The sequence below is a fragment of the Pseudomonas sp. RA_105y_Pfl2_P56 genome (assembly GCF_963970845.1).
In the GTDB taxonomy this organism is placed as follows: Bacteria; Pseudomonadota; Gammaproteobacteria; order Pseudomonadales; family Pseudomonadaceae; genus Aquipseudomonas; species Aquipseudomonas baetica_A.
The window spans coordinates 60,657-80,316 of sequence record NZ_CAXAPL010000008.1; the positions used below are offsets into that span (position 1 = coordinate 60,657).

The window sequence follows — 19,660 nt, forward strand, 5'->3', positions numbered from 1 at the left end:
CTCAGTTCCACAGCGCCTCAATCGGCGTCGACGGTGAATAGTGGTTGGCGATTTGTGCCTGCAACAGTTCGGCGGCCGCCAGGGCATCGGTCAAGGCATGGTGCGCGTGGTAAGCCGGCAGGTGGTAGCGCGCGCGACTGTCGGCCAGCCTTATTGAACGCCTGGGGCGGCGCAGCAGCCGGTCGAGCCAGGTTCGCTTTTGTCGATGCATGCGTGCTTCCAGCTGCATCGTGTCGATCACCGGAAATTGCACGCCCTCCCCCAACAGAAGGCGAAGCGCCTGATCGAGGAAACCCCGCTCGATGTTTCGGTAATGCACGACCATGACTTTACCGGCCATGGCTTCCAGCAACGCCCCGACGATCTCGGAAAGTCGCGGGGCGTCCACAATATCGGTGTGGGTAATGTGGTGGAAAGTCACCGACTGGTCGTTAAGCTCTGACGGCGGTTGTATGACCCAATACAACGCCTGACCGCAATGTATCCGCTGCAGCGTGAACGGGATCAGGCCAATGCTGACGATGCTGTGGGCCTGGGCATCAAGACCGGTCGTTTCAATGTCCATCGCCAGCAGTTGCACCTGCTCTATTGAGGTCTGTGCCGGCACAGCCCCGGCCTGATAGAACGTCTTCAGATGGGGATGGCAAGCGCCCTCTGCCAATACCTGAAACCTTGCAGCCCAGTCTATTTTCTCGAACTGTCGATCGACTTTTACGGTGTTCATTACGATTGACGCCCCTTGAGTGGGTAGCGGAATCGCAAGAAATTCTGCGCGTTGCTCAAGACCTGAAATGCATCTTTGAGGTTATGCCGTTCGCTGGTGGAAAACCGCTCCGGCTCGATGTAGTTGTCGGGCAGGGTTCCTTGCTCCAGCGCATCGGCCTGGTGCCGGATCCGGACCATGGACAGGAACTCCAGAGCGTAACGCAGGTGCATCAATGCGTCCGGTGGCATGAGCTGGGTATTGCTGATGGCATCGAGGCGATCAAAGGAGTTTTGCGCCGTGCTTGCGCAAGCAAGGGCGTGGATGCGAATAAGGTCAGTCAGCGGCGCAGTGCCTCGGCCCTTGAGGTTGATGATGCCCTTCTGCCGGCCGTCTGTTTCCACCACGAACGTGCGGAAGAACCCCAGCGGCGGCGTCCGATTAAGTGCGATCCGGGCCAGGGCATGGAGAAACCCTGGGTTGCGACTGGATTTACTGGCGCACAAATTCTTGAGCTCCTGCACTAACTCAAGTTGACCGTAGACCCCGTCCAGATCGAAAAAAATACAGCTGTTAAGCAAAGTGGCCGGATTGGGCTTTTCGATCCATTGCTCAAAGTACGTGCGCCAAACCCGCAGCGGTTGCCGCCATTGATCGTTGGTGGCCATGATTCCACCCTTGCAATAGCTATAACCGCAGGCGGCCAGGCCATCGCTGACAAATGTGGCCAGGCGCTTGAAGTATTCATCATGCTGAACGGGGTCGAATCGATCATCGAGTACCAGGGCGTTGTCCTGGTCGGTCACCAGCAACTGCTCGTCTCGGGCCATCGACCCCAGCACCATGAAGCAATACGGCACCGGTGGCGGCCCCAGTTGTTTCTCCGCCAACTCGATCAAACGCTGAGTGAAGGCACGACCAACACCTGCAATCGCGCTGCCGATCATGTGCGCTGTAGCGCCGTCACGCACCATGCGGATGTAGGTCGCGCGCAGATCACGCAACAGTGATCGCAGGCCCTCGACTGAGGTTTGATTGGAGATCCGGTTGACCAGGTACAAGCTGCTTTGGGATTCGTACCGGATGATGTCCGACAGGTTGATCAGACCTAAAGTCCTGCCTTTATGGACGACCGGGAGGTGATGGATATTACGTCGCAACATGACCAGCATGGCTTCGAATACCGAGTCATCGCCCTGGATCGCCGCCGGATCGGTCGACATGATTTCACTGATGCAGGTAGCACTGTCACTTCGTCCTTCAGCGACCACACGGGTACGCAAGTCGCGGTCGGTGACAATGCCGACCATTTCCGCTTGCCGCCCCGCGGGTCCCATGACCACGACACAAGAAACGCTTTGCTCGGTCATCACTTTCGCCGCTTCATGAACTGAAGTGTCGCTGCTCACCCACACCAGTTCACGCGATATCAAGGCGCGGCATTTCAACTGGATGAGTTCACTCGCGCGGCCCTGTGCCTCGACGGCGGTCTGTAGCCTTGAGTGACCTTCAGCCTCGACGAAGTCAGCGAACGCATCATGCTGCGCGCACAAGTCTGCGAACATATCGGCGGGAATAAAGTAGATCAGGCTGTCTTCGAGAGCCCTGGCGGGAAAACGAACTTTGTTGCTGCGTAATAAACCCGCCTGCCCGAAGATATCGCCCTCGACGAGGCGGTTATAGAGATCGCCGTTGCGCCGATAAATCTCCACGGCGCCGCTGCGCACGTAGTGCAAATCCTGAATGACGGCGCCGGCCACAAGAATTTCGCTGCCGGCCTTGAAATAACTGACGTCGATACGCCGGGCGATTGCGTCCAGCGACTCCTGAGGCAACTGATCAAAGGGAGGGAAACGATGAAGGTGGTCGCGAATCTCCTGTAACTCGATTTGCATGGAACCTCGGAGATGATCAAGAAAAAGATGACTGAGCCTGGCACCTGCCTATGGGGTCTGGCGCGCTGAAGACAGCGCTTACCAGACCATATCCAGTCACGTTGTTCAACCTTTGGCAGTGATCACGTCGCGTCCCACCTTCGTGAGCCATGACATCGACGGTCAATATCTCCAGAACACTGGCGTTATGAGCACCAGCACCGTCAGGATTTCCAGCCGTCCGAGGAGCATTCCGATGGTCAATAGCCATTTGGCAGCGTCAGGCAATGATTCGAAATTACCGGCCGGCCCAATGATCGTGCCAAGCCCAGGCCCGACGTTACACACTGCCGTCGCTGCGCCGCTCAGGGCTGTTGTCCAGTCAAGCCCGATAAGGGCCAGGCCCAAAGCGATGGCGGCAATGGTAATGGTGAAAAAAAACGAGAAGGTCAAAAGCGAACGCAAGATCTCCTCATCGATGGGGTGACCGTTGTACTTCTTTTGAATCACGGCACGAGGGTGAATCAGTTGTTTCAAGCTGCTGACCAGCAACGTGGCAGCCACTTGAAAACGGAAAATCTTCAGTCCGCCCGCCGTGGAGCCTGAACATCCGCCGACGAAGGTCAGGTAGAAAAAGAGCAGAACGGCGAAGCTGCCCCATAGGGTGTAATCACCCAATGCAACACCCGTGGTGGTGACGACCGAGGTCACATTGACAGCCACGATACGCAGGGCATCCCACCATCCGTAGTCGCTGTTAAAGCACAGCCAGGTCCCCACCGCCAGCCAGGTGACGATCAAGAATCCGATAAAACCGCGTACCTGATGATCCTTGAGCAGCGCACGTCGATGACCACGCAAGGTCGCGACATACAAGGTAAAGGGCAGACTGCCCAGAATCATGATCACCACCGCCACCCAGTGAATTGCGGGCTGCGTCCAATGCCCAAGTGAGGCGTCCGAGGTTGAGAATCCCCCGGTGGAGATCATCGACATGGCGTGGTTGATCGCTTCAAACGGCGTCATCCCGGCGATCCAGAGCGCAAGTGCGCCGGCCCCGGTAAGCCCCAGGTAAAGGAAGAGGATGTACTTGGCAGCCACATGAGAGCGTGGAGTAACCTTTTCCGACCAATCCGAGGATTCTGTCTGGAAAAGACGCATGCCCCCCACTCGCAGCAGCGGAAGGATCGCCACGGCCATACCGATAAAGCCGATGCCGCCCAGCCACTGCAGCATCGAACGCCAGATCAACAAACCCGGCGAGGCCGTATCCAAGCCACTCAGAACGGTTGAGCCGGTGGTTGTGATACCGGACATGGTTTCAAAAAAAGCGTCGGTGTAACTGATGTGGCTGATAAAGACCATTGGCAACGCGGCGAAGGTACACACCACCACCCAACTGCCGGTCGTGAGCAAGTACATATCCCGGGGACGAAGTTGTGCCGTCTCCGGGCGCCCGCGCACGATCAGCAAAAGACCGCAGATGAAGGTAATCAGACTGGACCAGAGAAAGGCTGACAGATCGTCGCTGCGGTCATAGAGCACTAACGTCAGCATGGGGATGGCCATACTGACAGCCAGCGTGATAAGGAAAATACCCAAAATGAAGCCAATAAGCCGTATTGCCGCTATGGACATAGAACTAACCTGAAATATGAGTGCCGCGCGGTATCGGAGGCTCAGCCTCCGGGACCCGCCATTCTAAGTGCGATCAGCAGGATCACAATGCGTTGGCGTGATTCTCGCCGATTAAGGGGGGCGTCCACCTCAAAACTTTATTATCTCCCCGGTTTTATCCCAATATTGTGTGCTCAGGGCGACTGTTGGATGAACCATCCGTACCCATGGGAACTCAATCATGGGGCGTGATCTTGCGGTCTTTACTGACCGGAACCTGAAGATTGATCACACCACTATTCAAAGGTATGAAAAATGATCGCTCGCTGGCGCTGGCTGTTACAACAACTGACCAAACGGCTGTGGTTCAGAGCTAGCCTGTTTTCCTTACTGGGCGTGGCAACGGCGTTGCTCGCCGTTGTCTTCAAGGACTACATTCCCGCCTCACTGCCTGCACGTATTGGCGCCGACGCCGTCGACAAGATACTGGGCATCATCGCCTCAAGCATGCTGGCAGTGACCACCTTTTCTCTAAGCACGATGGTCACCGCCTACGGTGCGGCCAGCAGCGGCGTCACGCCCCGCGCCACCACGCTGGTGATGGAAGACACCACAACACAAAATGCCCTCGCAACCTTCATCGGCTCATTTCTGTTCAGCCTCGTGGGGATCATCGCCTTGAGTACAGGGGCTTACGGCAGGCAAGGAAGGGTCTTGCTGTTTGCAGTGACGATTGCCGTCGTGATTCTGATTGTCTACACCCTGCTGCGCTGGATCGATCATCTTTCCAAGCTTGGGCGGGTGGGCGAAACCATCGATCGTGTCGAACAGGCGACTATCGACGCAATAGACAATCGCGTGCAATGGCCTCACTTGGGCGGTGCGCCCTACCCTGACGTCACGAGCATTCCCTCCAGCGCCTATGCGCTGCAAAGTCAGCAAACCGGGTATGTGCAGCACATCGATGTGAACGCGTTGGGCGCCGTCGCCAAGGCTTGCGAGATACAGCTTTTTCTGGAGGTGCTTCCGGGGAGTTTTGTTCACCTTGGCATGCCGCTCGCCCGGATCGTGAGTTTGAACACTGAGCGCGTCGATGAGCAGCATGCCTGCAACGAGAAGATCCTCGCGGCCCTGACCATAGGCGTGCGGCGCACCTTTGAACACGACCCGCGGTTTGGGCTGTCGGTGCTGTCAGAGATCGCCTCACGGGCCCTGTCGCCAGCGGTCAACGATCCCGGCACGGCGATTGACGTGATTGGCCGCGGACTCAGAAGCTTTACTTGCTGGGGCACACCACAAGACCCCGTGGCCAAGGTCCATTCAGATTGCGAGCAGGTTTACCTGCGCGGTCTGGTGGTCGACGATCTGTTCGATGACTTTTTCGCGCCGATTGCCCGGGATGGGGCGGCCCTGCTCGAGGTCGATCTTCGGATGATGAAGACCCTTGTCAGCCTCGCGCAAATCAACCCGGTGTTGTTCAAAAGCGCCTGTACCCGGCACGCGATCCTATTACTCCAGCGGGCAGACCATGCACTCACGCTCAAGGAGGACAAAGAACGGCTGCGAGCATCGGCCGGGGAGCTTTTGCACGAGAACGTTCCTGACTACTGATTGGCTTTGTCGACCGGCGGTTTCACCGTTGATGATTGCAGAAAGCCCCGTGCCAACTGCTGATACAACTCGGGGCCCATCCTTGTACTGACCGCTTTGGCAATCAGCGCGACCGCCATGAGACTGATCACCATCCCATGGCTGTCAATCATCTCCATAACGATGATGGCGGACGTGATGGGTGATTGCGTGACCGCCGCCAGGAAACCGACCATGCACAGCGCAATGATCGGCTGCGCAGCCAAGTGGAAGAATTCGGCAGCATTGGCCCCCACCGCTGCCCCTACCGCCAGGGATGGGGCAAAAATGCCGCCCGGGATACCGGAAAAATAAGTCACCACGGTCGCAAGAAAACGCGTGATCGGCGCGTGCCAGGGCAGGCCGACATCCGACGCAATGATCTGCGACGTCACCCCGTAACCACTGCCAAATGACATCCCGCCGCTGAGCCAGCCCAGTATTGCCACGATCAATCCACACGCACCGGCGAACCAGACCGGATGCATGCGGCGCCACTCCCAGACCACAAATCGATGATGCCGTTGCGGCCACAGGAGCATCCGGCTGAACAGCCCACCCAGTAGACCGCAGCCGATTCCGCTTGCCAGCACCGGCACCACAATACCCAGATTGATGCCCTGAACGTCGAAATGGCCGAAGTAGTTGTAATTGCCCTGCAAGGCGATAGCGACCATCCCTGACAGGATGATCGTGCTGAGCAATACCCCGCTGGTACGGGTTTCCAGCTTGCGCCCCAACTCCTCGACCGCAAAGGCGACACCGGCCAGAGGCGTATTGAACGCCGCCGCGATGCCTGCAGCGCCACCGGCCAGGATGAGATCCTCGGGACGGATGATTCGTGCATTGGGCAGGTAACGGTGAAAGAAGTGCATGATCGAGGCGGCAACCTGAACCGAAGGCCCCTCGCGCCCGGCAGAAAAACCACCGGTCAGTGCCAGGGTGCCGAGGCCTATCTTGGCGAACGCAATACGCAGCGATATCAGCTTGCCAAGGGGTTTGCCTTGATGAGCAAGACGTGTGGCCGCGATGACCTGGGGAATGCCGCTGCCTTGAGCGCCTTCAAAGAACCGCGTGGTCATCCATACCACGAGCATGCCGACCAGAGGCGTGTAAATGAACGGCAGCCAAGGGCGTTCGGCGGTCTGTTGGGCAAATTGCGTCAATGCCAGGTCGGCCAGTCGAGCGAACATCACCACCAGCAGGCCCGCGAGGGTGGCGGCGGCCCAGAGCGTCACTCGAGTGCGCCAACGGATCGAGGTAAAACGACGTCGTATCAGCAATAGCGGTTTGATCACCCGAGCGGATTCCCGTGGAAGTTCAAGAATGTGAAGCACCAAGATTAACCGGTTAGGGGGTGACCTCCAACCGCGGCGGCCCTGATCCATCAAAAAACCGCCAAACACGGCTAAGTCACGCCTCTCGCTCGCCAGGCGATTGCGATATTGACGATCAGTTGCCACTTCTGCGGCGCGATCAACTACAGTTGAGTCACTCTGCATAAAGCCATAAAAAGACGGAGAGTTTCCCATGCCAGTAAAAAACCGCCTCACCCTCCTGGTCGCCGCTGCAACCTTGGCAATAACGACCGCGACGCATGCTGCGCCGGTGTTCATCAACATACTGACGGGGGGAACCAGCGGGGTGTATTACCCGATTGGTGTCGGTCTGTCGCAGATCTACAGTGACGGCATTCCAGACGTAAAGACGTCGGTGCAGGCCACCAAGGCGTCAGTGGAGAACCTGAACTTGCTGCAGGCCGGTCGAGGCGAGTTGGCCTTGGCACTGGGTGACTCCGTGGCCGATGCAAAAAACGGCGTTGAAGATGCAGGCTTCAAAGCGCCGCTGAGCAAATTGCGCGCAATTGCCGGGGCATACCCCAACTACATTCAAATCGTGGCCAGCAAAGAGTCCGGAATCAAGACGCTTGCAGACCTCAAAGGCAAGTCCATCTCGGTCGGGGCGCCGAAGTCGGGCACCGAACTCAACGCCCGGGCGATCTTCAAGGCGGCGGGTCTGACCTACGAAGACATGGGCAAGGTGCAATACCTGCCCTTTGCCGAATCGGTCGAACTGATCAAGAACCGGCAACTGGATGCCACGTTGCAGTCCTCCGGTTTGGGCATGGCGGCCATTCGCGACCTGTCCTCGGTAATGCCATTGAACTATGTTGCGATCCCTACTGACGTTGTCGCCAAAATCGGCAATCCGGCGTATCAAAGTGCAATGATCCCGGCCAATACCTATGACGGGCAGCCTGAGGCGGTGCCCACTGTTGCGATCACCAATATCCTCGTCACCCGCGCGGATGTACCCGACGAACTGGCCTATCAGATGACAAAGTTGCTGTTCGAAAACCTCACCCGTCTGGGGAACTCTCATTCGGCGGCCAAAGACATCACGCTTGAAAGCGCCGCCAAGAACCTGCCCATTGCCCTGCATCCAGGCGCCGAGCGCTACTACAAGGAAAAAGGCGCGTTTTAACGGCTTAGAGGCGCAGCGTCCGCCCATTGTCGCTGCGCCCATTGTTCGCCCTTGTTCAATGCAGTCATGAGGCAGGCAACTAATGAGTGATGATCATCACGGCATCTCCACGAATCCGCGAGAGTGGCCGAAAACCCTGTTTTACGTAGCCTTGTTGTTCTCGATCTTTCAGATCGTCACCGCCGCATTTGCACCGATCTCAAGCCAGGTCTTGCGCGCCGTACACGTAGGTTTCCTGCTGTGGGTGGTTTTTCTGAGCTACCCCGCTTATGGCAAGGACCGTCCATGGCAGCCGCTGGCCTGGATACTCAGCCTGGCCGCCATTGCTACGGCCATCTATCAGTGGGTGTTTGAGGCTGACCTGATTCAGCGCTCCGGGGATCTGACGCTCACTGACACGGTGACGGGCATTGTGTTGATCGTGCTGGTGTTCGAAGCCGCACGGCGAGTGATGGGGATTGCCCTGCCGATCATTTGCGGCCTGTTCCTGGCCTACGGTCTGTTCGGCGAGTATCTACCGGGAGAGTTGGCGCATCGCGGCTACGGCTTCGATCAGATCATCAACCAGCTCTCTTTTGGCACCGAAGGGCTGTACGGCACTCCGACCTATGTTTCGGCAACCTACATCTTTCTGTTCATCCTGTTCGGCGCGTTCCTTGAACAGGCGGGCATGATCAAACTGTTCACCGACTTCGCCATGGGCCTGTTCGGCCACAAGGTGGGCGGCCCGGCCAAAGTTGCGGTCGCGTCGTCGGCGTTGATGGGCACCATCACGGGCTCAGGGATTGCCAACGTCGTGACCACGGGGCAATTCACCATTCCGTTGATGAAACGCTTTGGATACCGGCCCGCGTTTGCTGCCGGCGTTGAAGCGACCTCCAGCATGGGCAGCCAACTGATGCCGCCGGTGATGGGCGCTGTCGCCTTCATCATGGCCGAAACCATCAACGTGCCGTTCGTGGAAATAGCCAAGGCGGCGTTGATTCCTGCCACCCTCTACTTCGGCTCGGTGTTCTGGATGGTTCATCTGGAGGCCAAACGCTCCAATCTCATGGGCCTGCCCAAGGATCAATGTCCCAGCGCACTGGGCGCCGTCAAGGAGAAATGGTACCTGCTGATCCCGCTGCTGGTTCTGGTCTATCTGCTGTTTTCCGGGCGCACGCCGTTGTTCTCCGGCATGGTCGGACTGGCCCTGACCGCCATCGTGATTCTCGGCTCGGCCATCATTCTCAGGGTGCAGAGTTTCGGCCTGCGCTGCGCCTTCTGGATCGCGCTCGGGATTCTGTGTACCGGTTTCTTCCAGTTGGGGATCGGTGTGATCTTTGCGGTCGTTGCGGTGCTGGTGTTGATTTGTGCGTTCATCAAAGGAGGGCACGACACACTGATCATCTGCCTGCACGCGCTGGTCGAAGGCGCGCGCCATGCCGTTCCGGTGGGCATTGCCTGTGCACTGGTGGGCATCATTATCGGTGTGGTGTCACTGACCGGTGTGGCCTCTACGTTTGCAGGCTACATATTGGCCATTGGCCGAGACAACCTGCTGCTGTCGCTGATACTGACAATGATCACCTGCCTGGTGCTGGGCATGGGCATTCCGACCATTCCCAACTACATCATCACCAGCTCGATCGCGGCCCCTGCCCTGCTGGAATTGGGTGTGCCGCTGATCGTGTCGCATATGTTCGTGTTCTATTTCGGCATCCTCGCCGACCTGACACCCCCTGTCGCCCTTGCCTGCTTTGCTGCGGCACCGATTGCCAAAGAGTCCGGTTTCAAGATCAGCCTCTGGGCGGTGCGAATCGCGTTGGCCGGATTTGTCATTCCATTCATGGCGGTCTACAACCCGGCGCTCATGCTGCAAGGCGATAATTTGTGGATGACCGCCTACATGGTGATCAAATCGGTATTGGCGGTCGGACTCTGGGGAATGGCCTCCACCGGTTATCTACAACGAAAAATGCCCGCATGGGAGCGCTTATTGTGCGTGGCGGCTGGAGGCTTGCTGGTGGTGGCATTGCCGTTGACCGATGAACTGGGCTTCGCCCTTGGGGCCGCCGTGATCCTTCAGCACATCTGGCGTTCCCGCCAGGCCAGGATAGCCCGCGCATGATCGGTTTGTGTCTGGGCCTCACAGGGGCGGTGTGGGCTCAGCTACCGATTTCGCACTTCACGCTGGCGTGGAATCACACCATCGAAAAGATTCGCTGGGAGGAAGATTACCGCGTCACTGCCCAAGGCCTTGTGCTGGAAGAGGCTCGGGTGCGCGGTAACGGCGCGGGCATGGAAATTCCCGAGGGTGCCCGACTGGACAATGGCAGTTGGCACTACCGCCGCACACTGGCGCCTATGCAGCCACTGAGTCTGGGGCGCACCCCCGAGGCTGGCGACTACCAGTTGTGCTTCAACGGCCAGTGCCAGCCAATGAGCCAATGGGTTGGTATGCCGACTTCCAGCCAGCCGTCCATTGAGATGTGGGCCTGCGAGGCGGGCTGAATGAATTCCCGTTCCGGTTGACAGTCCAGCCAGAGGCTCCGGACCTGTCAGCGTGTCAGCGCCCCCATTCAGGACCTCAACGGGCCACCGCCATCAGTGCTTTTCGCAAGGGCCACTTGAGTGCCCGCATGGCCGGCGATCATTTCTTCGATCTGCTCGAGCGAACCGATGACAGCGCGATGCCCCGTGGCGAGTACAAAGCTTCGCGCCGCCTCGACCTTCGGCCCCATCGAACCCTCAGGGAACGGGTACTGGGCAAGTTCCTGCGGTGTGACGTTGCCGAGCGCGCGCTGCGTGGGCAAACCCCAGTCGAGATAGACCGCCGACACGTCAGTGGCGATGACCAGCAAGTCGGCTTCAAGGTCGCGGGCGAGCAGGCTGGTGCACTGATCCTTGTCGATCACCGCTGACACGCCGTGCAGTTTCTTGTCGCCCTTCTCCCCCGTGGCCGCCACCGGAATGCCGCCACCACCGGCGGCAATGACCAGTGCGCCATGTTCCAGCAGCCAGCGGATCGATTGCAGCCCGAGCACTCGCAAGGGCGCTGGTGATGCAACGACGCGCCGAAACGCATCACCGTCCCTGGCCATCACCCAGCCCTTTTGCGAGGCGATACGCGCAGACTCGGCCTGGTTGTACATCGGTCCTATCGGCTTGCTGGGATGGCTGAACGCAGGATCGTGCGGATCGACCTCTACGCGTGTGATCAGTGTGGTTACCGTGCGCGTTTGCGGCAGCAGGTTGGCCAATTCCTGCTCCAGCAGATAGCCCAGCATGCCGTCGGTCTGCGCGCCCAACACATCCAGCGGATAGGCTTGCACTTTTTCATAGGCCGCCGCCTGAAGCGCCAGCAACCCCACCTGAGGACCATTGCCATGCGTCAGCACCAGATCGTGATGCGCGGCCACGCGCGCCAGTTGTGCGGCTGCACCGCGAATGTTCTCCAACTGATTTTCTGCCGTCGGCGGTTGGTCGCGCCGCAACAGTGCATTTCCGCCCAAGGCGACCACGACTTTCATGATTCGGTTTCCTGTTCACAGTTGTCTGTTCAGTGCTGAGGGCCAGAATCTGCACTCGGCAGCAAGGCGTCGAAGCCAGAAATCACGTCGAACAGCTCTTCGTCGATGCCGGCCTGGCGTAAACGGTGGTAGTTGGCGTTCAGCGCTTGCAGAAGTTCGCCGATGTTGCGATCGGCGCGCTGCATGGCGGCGAGACGACTGGCGTTCTCGCTGGCCAACGACTCGGCGCTGGCTCGAAACAAAGACACGAACAGGTGCTCGCGAATGAACGCGCGCAGCGTCTGCGCATTGGCGCTCAGCACTTCGGGCCGTTGCGCCGTGGGCCAGGGCTGGTGTGCCAAGTCCCGCTGCCAATGTCCGTCCAGAGGCAGCAATCGCTGGCTCACGGGCGTGTAGCCAGCGCCATTGGGTCGGTTATAGAAAAGAATCAGCGTGGTGTTGTGCGGTTCAAATTCGCTGCCGGCCATGGGGATTCTTTGCAGAATCTGGCCGACCAGTCGCGTGATTTGCTCGACCGATCCTGGAACGACAAAGGTGCCTTCGAGTTCTCGGCCCGCATCAAGCAATCGCTCATGCACGCGTTCGCCCACGGCCCAGAGCTTTGTCGCCGGGGATGCCGACTGGCCCAAGGCATAGTCGACCACCGCCTCGTTGAACCGCCCCACCAATCCCTGATCCGACCCGAATACCAACGCGTGCACCACGATGTCTTCGGCGCGCGCTGCCGATAACCGTGGAGGCGGCCCACTGGAATCGACCGAGCGCAAACACACCCCCAATCCCAGTTCGACCGTGCGCGCGTAATCGGCCAAGGCCGCCACTGAGCGCTCGTACTGCCCGATCGCCGAGGCTGCCGACGCTTTCATGACACGGACCACGGACTTCAGGTCCCCTGCGCTGCTGATCTGGCGACGCAGTGCGGTGATGGTGGCAGCCATCAGGCTTGGCCGGTGTCGGTCACGACACCATCCTTGGGTGCAACCGTGTTTGGCTGCGCTGGCGCCAGGAACGCGGCAAGGGCCTGGCGCGCCACCTCGGTGACCTGCTCGCGATCGGCGTCGGTCAGTTTACCGGCGGCTGTCAGTCGTTGGCTCACGTCTTCGGGCAGCCCATCAGCGGCTTTCTCCACGGCTTGCTGCGCGGCAAGCATGCTGTCGAGCGGCACCGGGTCGAACAGCGCGGCATTTAACGCCAGCAAAATGGCAATCTGTGCAGGCACCGTCACCGGCGAGAACTCGGCCTGAGCCAGGCAGGCGCGGATACGCTTGCCATGGACGATGGACTGTCGCGTGTCTTCGTCCAGTCGGGCGCCGAAGCGCGCAAAGGTTTCCAGTTCTTCGAACTGCGCGTAGGCAAGCTTGAGGTCGCCCGCCACCGCACGATACGCCGCGCGCTGCGCCTTGCCGCCCACCCGCGAGACAGACTGCCCGACATCGATGGCCGGCAGCACGCCCAGTTCGAACAGCGATGGCGACAGCACAATCTGCCCGTCGGTGATGGATATCAGATTGGTCGGGATATAAGCCGAAATATTCTGTGCTTCGGTTTCAATGATGGGCAGTGCGGTCATCGAACCGCCTCCGCGCTCCTCATTGAGGTGCGTGGCGCGTTCCAGCATGCGCGAATGGATGTAGAAAATATCCCCCGGAAACGCCTCGCGGCCCGGAGGACGACGCAGCAGCAGCGACAGTTCGCGATAGGCGCGGGCGTGGTGGGTGAGGTCATCGTAGACAATCAGCACGTCACGACCAGACTCCATGAAGTACTCGGCGATGCTGGTGGCCGCGTAAGGCGCAATGTAGGCCAGCCCCGGCGCCTCGTTACCTTCGGCCACCACGACAACGGTGTAGGCCAGCGCCCCTTTCTCACGCAGGTTGGCCACCGCTTTGGCCACTGCCGACGCGCGCTGGCCGATGGCGCAGTAAACGCACAAAACGTTTTTGTCACGCTGGTTGAAAATGGTGTCGATGGCGATCGCGGTCTTGCCGGTCTGGCGGTCGCCCAGAATCAGTTCGCGCTGGCCACGCCCGATGGGGATCAGCGCATCAATGACCTTCAATCCGCTTTGCAGCGGCTCGGTCACGGGCGCGCGGTCCATGATCGGCGCCGCCGGCCGCTCGATTGGCAGGCGTTCTTCAGTCGCCAACGGCGCACCACCATCCAGCGGCCGGCCCAAGGGATCAATCACTCGGCCCAACAACGCCTCGCCCACCGCCACGTCCATCACGCGGCCGGTGCGGTGGACTTCCTGACCCGCCCGCAGATGAGCGTAGTCACCCAGCAGCACCACATCGACACCCTCCTCGTCCAGGTTGAAGGCGATGCCCGACAAGCCACCGGGAAACCACACCAGCTCCTCAAAGCCCAGGTGCAGCAAGCCTTGGACGCGGGCAATGCCGGTTGAAACGCTGACCACCGTGCCCACTTCGTGCAATACCAATTGCGCAGTGAACGCCTGGAGCCCTTGGCTGATGCTGGCGAACGCGTCTTCAAGGACGCTTTGCAGCGTCACGTCCAGCGACGCGGGCAAGGTCACGCGTGCTCCGTTGTCGGCTGTGGTTTTTTCGTGGTTACTGCCAAGGCGTCAAGGTACTCGGCAATGCTCCAGGCCAGTTTCACGCCCTTCACACTCAGTTCAATACCAGTGACCAGGTCAGGGTCCGACTCGAACGTCAGCGTGATCGGCTGGCCGAGCAACGCGTCGAGCGCGGCCTGAATCGAGGCACGTTGTGCGTCCGGCAATTCAAAGGCGCTGCGCACCCGCGCCGATTCGCCTTGGCTCGTCGCCTTGAGTGCAGCGATCAATGCGTCCAGCGTGGTGCCCTCCAGAGCCTGCAAGCGTTGAATGAACACCTCGCAAGCACGCTGTTCCAGGCTGACGGATGCGAGGTCGCCCAGCACCCGGCGTGAGATGTCGTAAACCTGCCGTTGTGTGCGGCGCACGATCTCGGCGTGCAGGTGCTGCCTCTCAGTCGCCAGAGCCTTTGCTCGCGCCACACTGGCAGCCTCGGCGGCTTGGCGTGCCTCGGCCAACAAGCGCAGACGCTGCGCGTTGGCCTCCTCGGTGGCTTTGCTCAGCAAAGCGTCTCGCTGTTCGTCGAAAGCCTGATTCCTGTGCTCAAACTCATCTTGCTGCTGATGGGCCTTGGCTTTGGTGTCGGCGGCGTCCTTGAGTTCGGCGGCAATCTTCGCCTCCCGCGACGCGATGGCGTCCAGCACCGGTTGGTACAGAAAACGCTTCATCAGCCACACCAGAATGAGGAAGTTCAGCACCTGCGCGCCGACGGTGAACCAGTCGATAAGCACGGTCTATTTTCCTGCCGCTTGGGCCGCCGCCGTGACGGCGGCATTCCAGAACGGATTAGCGAAGATCAGGATCATCGACACAACAAAGCAGTAGATGGCCGTCGACTCGATCATCGCCAGCCCCACGAACAGCGTCCGGGTGATGGTGGCCGACGCGTCGGGCTGTTGGGCCAACGAGCTGAGCGCCGTAGCAACCGCCCTGCCCTCCGCCAGTGCGGGCGCCATTGTGCCGAAGCCGGTCGTCAGGCCTGCCATGACGATGGAGGCGACGGCGATCAAGGTGAGAGAGTCCATAAGCGTGCCTCTGTGTGAGTTGACAGGAAATCGCGCGGCGGCTCAGGTGTCCGGCGTCGATGAAGGGGGGTTGACCGCTGGGCTGCGGCGGGTGGCGGCGGCGATGTAAACCGCCGCCAAAATGGTGAAGATGTAGGCTTGCACCATGCCGGTGAGCAGGCCCAGAACCGTCATCACGATCGGGAAGACAAACGGCGTGATGGATAGGAGGATGGCGATGATCATCGCACCGCTCATCATGTTGCCAAACAGGCGCACAGCCAGCGCCAGCGTGCGCGAGGCTTCACTGATGAGGTTGAAGGGCAGCATGATTGGCGTCGGCTGCATGTACGATTTCAGGTAGCCGGCCAGCCCCTGACCCCAGATACCGAACAGCGGAACCGCCACCAGTACGCACAGGGCCAGCGCTACGGTAGTCGACAGCGATGCGGTGGGCGGTTCGTAGCCGGGGATCACGGTGGCTAACGCCGCCGCCGCGATGAACAGGAACAACGTACCGAGAAAACTCAGGTAGCGCTGAGGTTGCTGCAGGCCGACATCCTTGATCTGCCCGCTGATGGCGGTGACCACAATCTCCAGCAGGTTTTGCCAGCGTGAGCGTTGGTGACCGGTGGCAAGACGTCGCGTAATCAGCGCGGCACCCAGCACCAGCACGATCATCAGTGCCCAAGTGAAGACAATGGTCGCGTTGAGCTTGAACAAACCGTATTGCCAAAAGATCCAGGCATCAGGGGTCAGGCGCATGGTGGCGGTCCGGAGGTTGGCGGCGCCATGGCGACCGCACTCGGTTGAGTGACACGCAAGACAATCACGCGAGCCATGACGAAACCCAACATGCACAGGCCCAGTCGCAGCGGTTGACCGGCACCGACCAGGTAAAAGCCAAATAGCACGGTAGCGGTTCGCAGCAGCAGGCTGGCGAGAAACCAGCGTGCCGGTGTCGGCGATGACGCGCCCCGACGCACCGTCCACCACAGACCGCCGAAAAACACGCCGCCCAGCGCGGCACCCGCCAACAACGCCGCCAGCCAAACCAGCGCCCAAGTACCTTGATCAATCATCACCCTGCTCCTTCTCATCGGGTTCGTCATACATGGCCTGATCTTCCTTGGACATCCAGTGCCAGGCGTTCAGGCAACCGAGGGTGAGCCCCGCCACCAGCAGGGCCAACGTCCAGGAGTGGCCGCCGGGATGGTGCTGATCGATCCACAGTCCAAGGGCTGCACCCAGTAACGTAGGGACCACCACCGACCAGCCAATCAAGCCCATCATGCCCAGGCCGAACCACACCACGGGTGTGCCCCTGCGCCGCGCTTTGAGTTTTCGGGCGGCTTTGGCGCCGACTTGTTCAGCCAGTGTCGGGCCGGCAGGCGTGCGCTTGGGATCCGTTTTCATGACGTGTGATCACGCAACGAAACGAACCGGCGCATGAACCCGGTTTCCAGCCGTGTCATGGTCTGGCGCATGGCTTGCTCTTGCGCATCCAGGGCCAGGAATTGCTGCTCGATGGCGCCGCGCAGGTGGTCCAGATCATCACCACGAAGCGCCCGACGCACCGAAATCACCACATCCGCCCCGGTCTTGACCAGCACACCCTCGTCCAGCGCCAGAAACACTTCGCCGTGCGCCTCGCTCTCGAAACTGAGGATGCCCGGCACAAGCGCCGCGACGCAGTCCAGACGCCTGGGCAGCAAGCCGAATGCCCCTTGTGCCGTCTCGGCAACGATGCTCGACACGTTCGCTTCGACGGCAAACACTTCGAAGGGCAACAACACTTTAAGTGTCATCAACAGCATGAGTGGGCTCCTTGGCAGCCTTGCTGGCAGGCGGTTTAACCTTGGCTTTGGCTTCGTCGACCGCCCCGATCATGTACAGCGCGCTCTCGGGGAAATCCTTGAATTCGTCCGCCAGAATGCGCTCACAGCCATCCAGCGCATCCTCCAGGCTGACGAGCTTGCCGCTCATGTTGGTGAACTGCTCGGTGGTGAAGAATGGCTGTGTGAGAAAGCGCTCCAGACGCCGCGCACGGGCCACCACGTTGCGGTCGTCGGGCGACAATTGCTCCAGCCCGAGCATGGCGATGATGTCCTTGAGTTCGGCGTATTGGGCCAGCGTGCGGCGGATGGCCTGCGCCAGTTGGTAGTGGCGCTCGCCGACGATACCCGGCGTCAGCACTTTGGAGCTGGACTGCAGCGGATCGATGGCTGGAAACAGGCCTTCGCTGGCACGTTTGCGCGACAGCACGATCGACGCCGAAAGGTGCGAGAAGGTATGCACCGCCGCCGGATCGGTGAAGTCGTCGGCGGGCACATACACCGCCTGAATCGAGGTGATCGCACCGCTGTCGGTGTTGGCGATACGTTCTTCCAGTGCCGCCAGTTCGGTGCCCATCGTCGGCTGGTAACCCAGACGGGATGGCATCTGCCCCATCAGACCAGAGACTTCCGAGCCGGCCTGGATGAAGCGAAAAATGTTATCGATGAGCAGCAACACATCGCGTTGTTCGTCGTCGCGAAAGTATTCGGCCATCGTCAGCGCCGCATGCCCCACGCGAAAACGCGCGCCGGGCGGCTCATTCATCTGGGCGAAGATCATCACCATGTTGGGCAGCACGCCGGCGGCCTTCATTTCCCGGTACAACTCTTCGCCCTCACGGGAGCGCTCACCGATACCGCAGAAAATGCTCACGCCCTCCTGATGACCGATCATGTTATGGATCATTTCGGTCAGCAGCACCGTCTTGCCGACGCCGGCCCCACCGAAGAGGCCCGCCTTGCCGCCGCGTTCCAGCGGCGTCAGCACATCAATGGCTTTGATACCTGTCTCGAAGACTTCGGAGCGGGTTGAACGACGCACCAGAGGCGGTGGCGGCTGATGCACCGAACGCCATTGCACAGCATCCAACGCGGGCTGGCGATCGATGGTATTGCCAAAGACGTCGAACATGCGCGACAGAATCTGCTTGCCGACCGGGGCCTGCAACGGCCCGCCGGTGTCATGTACCGGCATCCCTCGCGCCAGGCCCTGCGTGGGCGTCAGCGCGATACCCCGCACATGATGTTCGTCGCGCTGGGCCAAGACCTCGATGGCTATCTTGCCCGCATCGCCTGCGCGCAACAGGGTGTGGATGGGCGGCAGCGCGGCAGCGAAACGAATGTCCACGACGCTGCCACGTATGGCCGCGACCACACCGATGTCAGCCGCATCCTTCCCGGTTCCAGCCTGGCGTTCCTTCATCGTGTCGTCTCCCGTCAAACCTTGCTCCATCATCACTCGCGCGCTCACTGGCCGCTGTGCGGTAGCGAACACAGGAGGCCGTCACAGCATCAGTGGACATGCGCCGTGAGTGCATGACAGACAGGCCTGCGCAAGTGCTCTGGCTGGGCGCAAGGCAGAAGTCGGTCGGTTTCATGCTTAACGACGGCGTAACACTCGCAACTCAATTCCTCGAGTTGGGGGCGGTCGAGCACGGTGATCAGCCCTCGGCAGTACTCGATCACACCAAGCTTCTGCAACTTGCGGGCGGCCTCGGTAATGCCTTCACGCCGCACACCGAGCATGTTGCCAATGAGCTCTTGAGTCATGACGAGTTGGTTACCCGGCAGGCGATCCAGCGACAACAACAGCCAACGGCACAGGCGCTGGTCGATTGAGTGATGACGATTACAGACCGCCGTCTGCGCCATTTGCGTGATCAACGCCTGGGTGTAACGCAGCATCAGACGCAACATTTCGCCGTGACGATTGAACTCGTCCTTGAGCAGTTGCCCTCTGAGCCGGAACGCGTAGCCGGCGCTCTGCACGACCGCCCGGCTTGAGGTGCTCTCGCCGCCCATGAACAAGGCGACACCGATCAGCCCTTCATTACCCACCACCGAAATATCAGCCGCCGCGCCGTTTTCCATGACGTAGAGCAATGAAATGATGGAGTCAGTCGGGAAATAGACGTAGCGCAAAACGTCTCCGGACTCGTAAAGGACTTTGCCCAGCGGGAATGACACCAGCTCCAGTTGAGGCAGCAGGCGATGCCGAATCTCGACCGGCAGCGCGGCAAGCAAATGATTTTGCTGAGGGTTTGGTAACTCGGACATGTCAGTCGCCTTTTGTTCAGAGCCAGATAAGCCTGCCTGTCTGTCTCTATCAAAATGGATGGGGCCATGGCTGCGCCTGTGAGGGCCGGCAACCACTGCCAGGCATTCGGCAAAAACGCCAAAGCGCCCGCCCTGGCTTTGCATTGCGAT

19 protein-coding genes are annotated in these 19,660 nt (G+C 60.0%); 4 read left to right on the top strand and 15 right to left on the bottom strand.

The genetic code is table 11. The features are described 5' to 3' along the window. Position 1 precedes the first annotated feature (1 nt). The 3 genes from AACY11_RS07860 to AACY11_RS07870 form a co-directional block, all read right to left on the bottom strand. Positions 2-724 (bottom strand): 3'-5' exonuclease, encoded by a 723-nt coding sequence (locus AACY11_RS07860; RefSeq protein WP_339465036.1) that lies wholly within the window; start codon positions 722-724, stop codon positions 2-4. Further along, positions 724-2,598, bottom strand: coding sequence for a DUF294 nucleotidyltransferase-like domain-containing protein (locus tag AACY11_RS07865; protein WP_339494329.1), 1,875 nt, complete (start codon positions 2,596-2,598; stop codon positions 724-726). The genes AACY11_RS07860 and AACY11_RS07865 overlap by 1 nt, the downstream gene beginning before the upstream one ends. A gap of 162 nt (positions 2,599-2,760) precedes the next feature. Further along, positions 2,761-4,215 (bottom strand): TrkH family potassium uptake protein, encoded by a 1,455-nt coding sequence (locus AACY11_RS07870; RefSeq protein WP_339494330.1) that lies wholly within the window; start codon positions 4,213-4,215, stop codon positions 2,761-2,763. A gap of 294 nt (positions 4,216-4,509) precedes the next feature. Between AACY11_RS07870 and AACY11_RS07875 the strand changes: the two genes are divergently transcribed. Then, positions 4,510-5,805, top strand: a complete 1,296-nt coding sequence (locus tag AACY11_RS07875; RefSeq protein WP_339465039.1) for a DUF2254 domain-containing protein — start codon at positions 4,510-4,512, stop codon at positions 5,803-5,805. Here the strand turns inward: AACY11_RS07875 and AACY11_RS07880 are convergent. Then, entirely contained in the window at positions 5,799-7,121 is a 1,323-nt protein-coding gene (locus AACY11_RS07880; protein WP_339465109.1) for a chloride channel protein, read from the bottom strand. The two genes, AACY11_RS07875 and AACY11_RS07880, sit on opposite strands and share 7 nt — an antisense overlap. Before the next feature lie 232 nt (positions 7,122-7,353). Here AACY11_RS07880 and AACY11_RS07885 point away from each other — a divergent pair, with 232 nt between their 5' ends. From AACY11_RS07885 to AACY11_RS07895, 3 genes are all read left to right on the top strand, one after another. Next, positions 7,354-8,307 (top strand): TAXI family TRAP transporter solute-binding subunit, encoded by a 954-nt coding sequence (locus AACY11_RS07885; protein WP_339494332.1) that lies wholly within the window; start codon positions 7,354-7,356, stop codon positions 8,305-8,307. An 82-nt stretch (positions 8,308-8,389) separates the two neighbouring features. Continuing rightward, complete coding sequence (locus AACY11_RS07890) at positions 8,390-10,417, top strand: TRAP transporter permease (protein ID WP_339494334.1); 2,028 nt, start codon at positions 8,390-8,392, stop codon at positions 10,415-10,417. Continuing rightward, positions 10,414-10,800 (top strand): DUF1850 domain-containing protein, encoded by a 387-nt coding sequence (locus tag AACY11_RS07895; protein WP_339465042.1) that lies wholly within the window; start codon positions 10,414-10,416, stop codon positions 10,798-10,800. Before AACY11_RS07890 ends, AACY11_RS07895 begins: the two co-directional genes overlap by 4 nt. A gap of 68 nt (positions 10,801-10,868) precedes the next feature. On the opposite strand, the gene arcC is transcribed toward AACY11_RS07895, so the two are convergent. The 11 genes from arcC to AACY11_RS07950 form a co-directional block, all read right to left on the bottom strand. Continuing rightward, entirely contained in the window at positions 10,869-11,819 is a 951-nt protein-coding gene (gene arcC, locus AACY11_RS07900) for a carbamate kinase (RefSeq protein WP_339465044.1), read from the bottom strand. A gap of 29 nt (positions 11,820-11,848) precedes the next feature. Continuing rightward, on the bottom strand, positions 11,849-12,757 hold the full coding sequence (locus AACY11_RS07905) for a F0F1 ATP synthase subunit gamma (RefSeq protein ID WP_339494335.1): 909 nt from the start codon (positions 12,755-12,757) through the stop codon (positions 11,849-11,851). Further along, positions 12,757-14,355 (bottom strand): alternate F1F0 ATPase, F1 subunit alpha, encoded by a 1,599-nt coding sequence (locus tag AACY11_RS07910; RefSeq protein ID WP_339494336.1) that lies wholly within the window; start codon positions 14,353-14,355, stop codon positions 12,757-12,759. The genes AACY11_RS07905 and AACY11_RS07910 overlap by 1 nt, the downstream gene beginning before the upstream one ends. Then, complete coding sequence (locus AACY11_RS07915; RefSeq protein WP_339494337.1) at positions 14,352-15,125, bottom strand: F0F1 ATP synthase subunit delta; 774 nt, start codon at positions 15,123-15,125, stop codon at positions 14,352-14,354. The genes AACY11_RS07910 and AACY11_RS07915 overlap by 4 nt, the downstream gene beginning before the upstream one ends. A gap of 3 nt (positions 15,126-15,128) precedes the next feature. Further along, on the bottom strand, positions 15,129-15,419 hold the full coding sequence (locus tag AACY11_RS07920) for a F0F1 ATP synthase subunit C (RefSeq protein ID WP_221731738.1): 291 nt from the start codon (positions 15,417-15,419) through the stop codon (positions 15,129-15,131). 42 nt (positions 15,420-15,461) lie between these two features. After that, the gene (locus AACY11_RS07925; protein WP_339494339.1) at positions 15,462-16,163 is read right to left on the bottom strand and encodes a F0F1 ATP synthase subunit A; all 702 of its coding nucleotides are present in this window, start codon (positions 16,161-16,163) and stop codon (positions 15,462-15,464) included. Continuing rightward, positions 16,154-16,480: an ATP synthase subunit I gene (locus AACY11_RS07930; RefSeq protein ID WP_221731736.1), complete on the bottom strand. Its 327-nt coding sequence runs from the start codon at positions 16,478-16,480 to the stop codon at positions 16,154-16,156. Before AACY11_RS07930 ends, AACY11_RS07925 begins: the two co-directional genes overlap by 10 nt. After that, the gene (locus tag AACY11_RS07935; RefSeq protein ID WP_339494340.1) at positions 16,473-16,814 is read right to left on the bottom strand and encodes an AtpZ/AtpI family protein; all 342 of its coding nucleotides are present in this window, start codon (positions 16,812-16,814) and stop codon (positions 16,473-16,475) included. The genes AACY11_RS07930 and AACY11_RS07935 overlap by 8 nt, the downstream gene beginning before the upstream one ends. After that, the gene (locus tag AACY11_RS07940; protein ID WP_339494341.1) at positions 16,811-17,215 is read right to left on the bottom strand and encodes a F0F1 ATP synthase subunit epsilon; all 405 of its coding nucleotides are present in this window, start codon (positions 17,213-17,215) and stop codon (positions 16,811-16,813) included. Before AACY11_RS07940 ends, AACY11_RS07935 begins: the two co-directional genes overlap by 4 nt. After that, a complete protein-coding gene (atpD, locus tag AACY11_RS07945; RefSeq protein WP_339494342.1) occupies positions 17,196-18,656 on the bottom strand; it encodes a F0F1 ATP synthase subunit beta in 1,461 nt (486 codons plus the stop codon). Before atpD ends, AACY11_RS07940 begins: the two co-directional genes overlap by 20 nt. Before the next feature lie 89 nt (positions 18,657-18,745). Next, entirely contained in the window at positions 18,746-19,510 is a 765-nt protein-coding gene (locus tag AACY11_RS07950; RefSeq protein WP_339465048.1) for a Crp/Fnr family transcriptional regulator, read from the bottom strand. Between the last annotated feature and the right edge of the window lie 150 nt (positions 19,511-19,660).

Excerpts from the sequence above, each read along its gene's own strand:
- atpD (WP_339494342.1), bottom strand. The coding sequence starts at position 18,656 with ATGAAGGAACGCCAGGCTGGAACCGGGAAGGATGCGGCTGACATCGGT.
- AACY11_RS07935 (WP_339494340.1), bottom strand. The coding sequence starts at position 16,814 with ATGAAAACGGATCCCAAGCGCACGCCTGCCGGCCCGACACTGGCTGAA.
- AACY11_RS07930 (WP_221731736.1), bottom strand. The coding sequence starts at position 16,480 with ATGATTGATCAAGGTACTTGGGCGCTGGTTTGGCTGGCGGCGTTGTTG.
- AACY11_RS07905 (WP_339494335.1), bottom strand. The coding sequence starts at position 12,757 with ATGGCTGCCACCATCACCGCACTGCGTCGCCAGATCAGCAGCGCAGGG.
- AACY11_RS07895 (WP_339465042.1), top strand. The coding sequence starts at position 10,414 with ATGATCGGTTTGTGTCTGGGCCTCACAGGGGCGGTGTGGGCTCAGCTA.
- AACY11_RS07870 (WP_339494330.1), bottom strand. The coding sequence starts at position 4,215 with ATGTCCATAGCGGCAATACGGCTTATTGGCTTCATTTTGGGTATTTTC.
- AACY11_RS07875 (WP_339465039.1), top strand. The coding sequence starts at position 4,510 with ATGATCGCTCGCTGGCGCTGGCTGTTACAACAACTGACCAAACGGCTG.
- AACY11_RS07885 (WP_339494332.1), top strand. The coding sequence starts at position 7,354 with ATGCCAGTAAAAAACCGCCTCACCCTCCTGGTCGCCGCTGCAACCTTG.
- arcC (WP_339465044.1), bottom strand. The coding sequence starts at position 11,819 with ATGAAAGTCGTGGTCGCCTTGGGCGGAAATGCACTGTTGCGGCGCGAC.
- AACY11_RS07950 (WP_339465048.1), bottom strand. The coding sequence starts at position 19,510 with ATGTCCGAGTTACCAAACCCTCAGCAAAATCATTTGCTTGCCGCGCTG.
- AACY11_RS07925 (WP_339494339.1), bottom strand. The coding sequence starts at position 16,163 with ATGCGCCTGACCCCTGATGCCTGGATCTTTTGGCAATACGGTTTGTTC.
- AACY11_RS07865 (WP_339494329.1), bottom strand. The coding sequence starts at position 2,598 with ATGCAAATCGAGTTACAGGAGATTCGCGACCACCTTCATCGTTTCCCT.
- AACY11_RS07920 (WP_221731738.1), bottom strand. The coding sequence starts at position 15,419 with ATGGACTCTCTCACCTTGATCGCCGTCGCCTCCATCGTCATGGCAGGC.
- AACY11_RS07890 (WP_339494334.1), top strand. The coding sequence starts at position 8,390 with ATGAGTGATGATCATCACGGCATCTCCACGAATCCGCGAGAGTGGCCG.
- AACY11_RS07940 (WP_339494341.1), bottom strand. The coding sequence starts at position 17,215 with ATGCTGTTGATGACACTTAAAGTGTTGTTGCCCTTCGAAGTGTTTGCC.
- AACY11_RS07860 (WP_339465036.1), bottom strand. The coding sequence starts at position 724 with ATGAACACCGTAAAAGTCGATCGACAGTTCGAGAAAATAGACTGGGCT.